5 protein-coding genes are annotated in these 5,061 nt (G+C 38.5%); 4 read left to right on the top strand and 1 reads right to left on the bottom strand.

Annotated features, from left to right (window positions below):
• Positions 1-111 precede the first annotated feature (111 nt).
• The 4 genes from sirA to V7659_RS05165 all read left to right on the top strand — a co-directional run bounded on the left by sirA (position 112) and on the right by V7659_RS05165 (position 4,607).
• Positions 112-552 carry a sporulation inhibitor of replication protein SirA gene (sirA, locus tag V7659_RS05180; RefSeq protein ID WP_335538564.1) on the top strand — a complete coding sequence of 147 codons (441 nt, stop codon included), beginning with the start codon at positions 112-114 and terminating at the stop codon, positions 550-552.
• Positions 553-623: 71 nt separating this feature from the next.
• Positions 624-836, top strand: a complete 213-nt coding sequence (locus V7659_RS05175; RefSeq protein ID WP_373561664.1) for a YneF family protein — start codon at positions 624-626, stop codon at positions 834-836.
• Between the two features lie 224 nt (positions 837-1,060).
• Complete coding sequence (locus V7659_RS05170) at positions 1,061-2,812, top strand: ABC transporter transmembrane domain-containing protein (RefSeq protein ID WP_335538562.1); 1,752 nt, start codon at positions 1,061-1,063, stop codon at positions 2,810-2,812.
• A 1-nt stretch (position 2,813) separates the two neighbouring features.
• Complete coding sequence (locus V7659_RS05165) at positions 2,814-4,607, top strand: ABC transporter ATP-binding protein (protein WP_335538560.1); 1,794 nt, start codon at positions 2,814-2,816, stop codon at positions 4,605-4,607.
• A 55-nt stretch (positions 4,608-4,662) separates the two neighbouring features.
• On the opposite strand, the gene V7659_RS05160 is transcribed toward V7659_RS05165, so the two are convergent.
• The gene (locus tag V7659_RS05160) at positions 4,663-4,839 is read right to left on the bottom strand and encodes an aspartyl-phosphate phosphatase Spo0E family protein (protein ID WP_335538558.1); all 177 of its coding nucleotides are present in this window, start codon (positions 4,837-4,839) and stop codon (positions 4,663-4,665) included.
• Between the last annotated feature and the right edge of the window lie 222 nt (positions 4,840-5,061).

Raw genomic sequence — 5,061 nt, 5'->3', positions numbered from 1 at the left:
AATTCTGATAATCGACAAAAATAGTGGAAGTTTTTGGCGCCGTAAGACAAATGTTTCGCTTGTCTTTTTTTATAATAGTAAAAAGGGTAACCAACGAAGGAGAGAACAGTGGTGAGAAAATATCAGCTATATTTAATAGAAGATGAATTTGCGACCCATTACTTCGGAAGAGAGCGATTGTTTTTTCAGCTTTTTCAAGAGAATCATAAAGCAAACGGTGAGCTTAAATTTATAACCCAAAAACAAATTTCCTATATAACAAGAAAAGTCGAGGCACTAAAGATCCATCAACTTATTCAAAAGCAACTTGGAAAAGTAAAGGGATTTAAAGCAGAAAATGGTGCATATTCAATGGAATTAAGCGGAAAACTAAGTACGGCAAAGTTAGAAGTTTTCCAAGATTTAATTACCATTGATGCACAAGGAAGCTATGAAGCCGAGACTGCCTTTTTTGAAGTGTTAAGAAAATGTGAGTCTTCCTTTTTAGCGCTTGACCTTGAACATCAACGATACGGTTGGTTAAAACCGATAAAAGAAAGAAAATTTATCTGATTGCAGATATTGTCTAATCGTGTTTTATTTAGTACACTGTATGGTAGACAACACGAAGGAGGAAGTTGAATATGTATTACGTTCTAGTTGGTATACTGGCATTAGCAGCTGGTGTAGCACTAGGATTTTTCATTGCTCGTAAATATATGATGAGCTACTTAAAGAAAAATCCGCCTATCAATGAACAAATGCTGAAAATGATGATGATGCAAATGGGACAAAAACCATCACAGAAGAAGATCAACCAAATGATGGCTGCCATGAACAAGCAACAATCTAAATAAACGGACAAGCAAACACGATCCGATTAGACCAATAATTAACCACCTTTCTGAATTTATTAAATTCCGAAAGGTGGTTTTTATTTTAAGTAGATACTTATGTTTTTTCGTCCTTAGCAAGTATTCTAAATCTTTATTATTTTGATAATATTTGGTAAAATTAAACCTCTGTTAATGGATTAATTTGCCTAACAGCAATAATTTTCTTGTGTTTTGGGGGCGGTTGGATGAAAGTATTTTTAGACTTAGGCTGGTATTTTAAGAAAGAAAAAAAAGCGTATATTTCTGGGATATTCATTTTAATGCTTGTGGCTGTCCTTCAGTTAGTGCCGCCAAAGGTTATTGGAATCATTGCTGATGAAATTAAGGATGGGACCATGACAAAGGGAATACTCCTTCAGTGGATAGGGGCACTCGTTGCTGTAGGCTTGGCTATGTATGTTCTTCGCTATTATTGGAGAGTGATGATTTTTGGTTCTTCAATAAAGCTCAGTAGACTGCTTCGGAATCGGCTGTATCAGCACTTTACCAATATGTCCCCATCATTCTACCAAAAACGTCGAATTGGCGATTTGATGGCCCATGCCACAAACGACCTGCAAGCGATTCAACAAACGGCTGGTGTTGGGGTGTTAACTTTTGTTGATTCGCTGTCTACTGGTGGCTTTGTTATCTGTGCGATGGCATTTACGATCAGCTGGAAACTTACCTTAATTTGTTTGATTCCTATGCCTTTTATGGTCATCCTAACGAGTTGGTTTGGAACGATGCTCCATCGAACCTTTTATCAGGCACAAGAAGCCTTTTCGTCCCTAAATGATAAAACGCAGGAAAGTATTACCGGGATTAAAGTCATTAAGACGTTTGGTCAGGAAAAGGAAGATATTGAGGATTTTCGGAAGCAATCAGAAGATGTTGTCCAAAAAAATATTACTGTTGCAAAAATTGATTCGCTGTTTGATCCAACGATATCTATTATTGTGGGGATTTCTTTCTTTTTATCAATTGTGTTTGGTTCCAGATATGTACTTAATGGGGAATTAACGATCGGACAATTACTTTCGTTTACTACATATTTAGGGTTGCTTATCTGGCCGATGCTTGCTTTTGGCTGGTTGTTTAATATCGTTGAGCGGGGCAGGGCTTCCTATGACCGTGTCAGCCTGCTCCTTCAGGAAAAAGTAGATATTACCGATCATGAGGATGCCTTAAACGTTGTGCCGGCAGGAAAAATAGAATTCGACCTTGCCAAGTTTACCTACCCAGGTGAAACTGAACCTGTTTTAAAGGATATTCACTTTTCACTGCAAGCGGGGGAAACACTTGGCATTGTGGGTAAAACGGGTGCCGGGAAAACAACATTATTAAAGTTGCTCATTCGTGAGTTTGATAGTTATCAAGGAGAAATTACCTTTGGTGGGAAGACACTTCAAGCCTACAAACTTGAAAAATTACGTGAAGCGATTGGTTATGTACCGCAAGACCACTTCTTATTTTCGGCCACAGTCGGTGAAAACATTGCCTTTACGAACCCTAATGCCTCTACAGAGGAAGTAGAGAATGCCGCAAAGTTAGCGAATATCCATGATGACATTCTCCAATTTGTGGAGGGTTATCATACAGTTGTTGGGGAAAGAGGTGTGTCCTTATCTGGTGGGCAGAAACAGAGGATTTCGATTGCCCGGGCTATTTTAATGAATCCAGAAGTATTGGTTCTCGACGATTCCTTATCTGCGGTAGATGCAAAAACAGAGGAAGCCATTCTTTCCTCGCTAAGACAAAACCGGGAAGGAAAAACAACCATTATTACTTCCCATCGATTAAGTGCGATTCAACATGCTAATCTCATTCTTGTGCTTGAAGAAGGGAAGATTGTTGAAAGAGGCACCCATGAAGCACTCATGGTACTGGGCGGATGGTATAAGCAAATGTATTTACGCCAGCAGCTAGAAGAGCTGGTCGAGCTTGGAGGACATTAATATGGAAGAAAAAATACAGCTTTCCGACCGTGAACAACGAAATATATTATTTCGGCTGCTGTCCTACACGAAACCTCATAAAAAACTGGTAGTAATGGCATTTATCTTTCTATTATTAACAACCATCGGTGATATTGTCCTTCCGATCTTAGTCAAGATATTTATCGATGATTATTTAACACCAGGAAAGCTTGCCTTTCAACCGCTATTAATACTTGGCTCCACATATATGGGCATTCAAATCATAAAAGCCATTCTGATGTTTTTTCAATTTGTGAAGTTCCAAGAGCTTGCTTTAAAAATTATCCAACAGCTTCGAATAGATGTTTTTTCTAAAGTTCAGTCACTTGGGCTAAAATATTTTGATCAAACACCTGCCGGTAGTATTGTTTCCAGGGTAACGAATGACACCGAAGCGATTAAAGACATGTTTGTCACTGTCATTGCAACGTTTATCCAAGGTGGGTTTTTATTATCAGGGATTTTTATCGCGATGTTTATCTTGAATATCAAACTAGGATTATTATGCGTCATTATCCTCCCAATGCTGTTATTTGTCATGAACCTCTATCGAAAGTTAAGTTCACGATTCTACCTTGATATGCGTGAACGACTGAGCCAGTTGAATGCCAAGTTAAGTGAATCTTTATCAGGAATGGGCATCATTCAAGTATTTCGTCAGGAAAAAAGACTACGTGCTGAATTTGGAATGATTAATGACCAACACTATCATGCCGGAATGAAGAATCTGAAGATTGACGGTCTGCTCTTAAGGCCAGCGATTGATTTGATTTACATTTTAGCATTAATCATTGTGTTATCATATTTTGGGCTCACTTCTTTGAACCATGTCATTGAAATCGGAGTTTTATATGCCTTCATCAACTATCTGGATCGTTTTTTTGAACCGGTAAATCAGATGATGATGAGACTTTCCTTGTACCAGCAAGCGATTGTCGCAGGATCGCGCGTCTTTAAATTATTAGATGAGGAAGAGTTAGCACCCGCTCAAAAGGAAGAGAACAGCCAATCGATTGAACAAGGAAAGATTGAATTTAAGGAATTAAGTTTTTCCTATAATGGGAAGCAGGATGTGCTTAAATCTATTTCTTTCACTGCGAATCCAGGCGAAACCGTCGCCCTAGTTGGTCATACCGGAAGCGGGAAAAGCTCCATCATTAATCTGCTGATGCGGTTCTATGAATATGAACGGGGTGACATTTTCATTGATGGCCAATCCATTCGAAAGTTCACTAAAACAGAGCTTCGGGAGAAAATGGGCCTTGTTTTACAGGATCCATTTTTATTCTTCGGGACGGTAAAGGACAATATCCGCCTGCATGCCAATGACATGAAAGATGAACAAGTGGAAGAGGCGGCGAGGTTTGTCCAGGCCCATACCTTTATCGAAAAATTAGAGGATGGTTTTAACCATAAGGTGGTGGAACGAGGGACCACTTTCTCTAGCGGTCAAAGGCAATTAATCGCCTTTGCTAGAACAATTGCAACCAATCCTAAAATTTTGGTCCTAGATGAAGCGACTGCCAATATTGATACGGAAACAGAGGAAGCCATTCAAACAGCCCTCGCCAAAATGAGAAAAGGGAGAACAACAATTGCGATAGCCCATCGGCTGTCAACGATTCAGGATGCTGATTTAATCTTAGTTTTACATCAAGGAGAAATTGTTGAAAGGGGAACACATCAAGAACTGCTTGCTCTAGGTGGTTTATACCATAAAATGTTCCTTTTACAAAATGGAGTGGTAGAACGTCTTGAGGATGTTGTTAATTAATTCTAAAAGCCTGGCATCGCTGCCAGGCTTTTAGAATTTTTATAGGAGTTTTTTCTTAACAGGCTGATGAGGGTACCTTTTTTATATATGTACGATGATATTCATTTAAGAGGTGGTCAAGCTCCTGGCTGTAGCGAATCGCAACGGAGGATGTCAAGCCGTTACTAGTAGCGACTTGAATTAATTCAGCTCGTTTTTTTTCAATTAATGTAACTAAATCATTCTTTGTCACGGCCGATTTCCTTTCCAGAGTAACCCCTAAATATTGGTTAAAACAGAATACTAATATACCAAATTTCAATTGGTTTTACTAGTATAACCTATGTTGTAAATTTTTTCAAAGAGAATTGTAAATAAATACCCATCCAATTTATGCATATAAATAGTTAGAAGGAATATTGGAAAGGAGAAATAAAAAACTAGGGCGACACAAAATATTCAAGTTCATCATTAT

The organism is Neobacillus drentensis, from assembly GCF_036966985.1.
Classification (GTDB): domain Bacteria; phylum Bacillota; class Bacilli; order Bacillales; family Cytobacillaceae; genus Neobacillus; species Neobacillus drentensis_E.
Note: the sequence above shows the minus strand (reverse complement) of the source record. Positions and strands in the feature narration are given on the sequence as shown.

Coding starts and splice junctions, on each gene's coding strand:
- V7659_RS05165 (WP_335538560.1), top strand. CDS start 2,814: ATGGAAGAAAAAATACAGCTTTCCGACCGTGAACAACGAAATATATTA.
- V7659_RS05175 (WP_373561664.1), top strand. CDS start 624: ATGTATTACGTTCTAGTTGGTATACTGGCATTAGCAGCTGGTGTAGCA.
- V7659_RS05170 (WP_335538562.1), top strand. CDS start 1,061: ATGAAAGTATTTTTAGACTTAGGCTGGTATTTTAAGAAAGAAAAAAAA.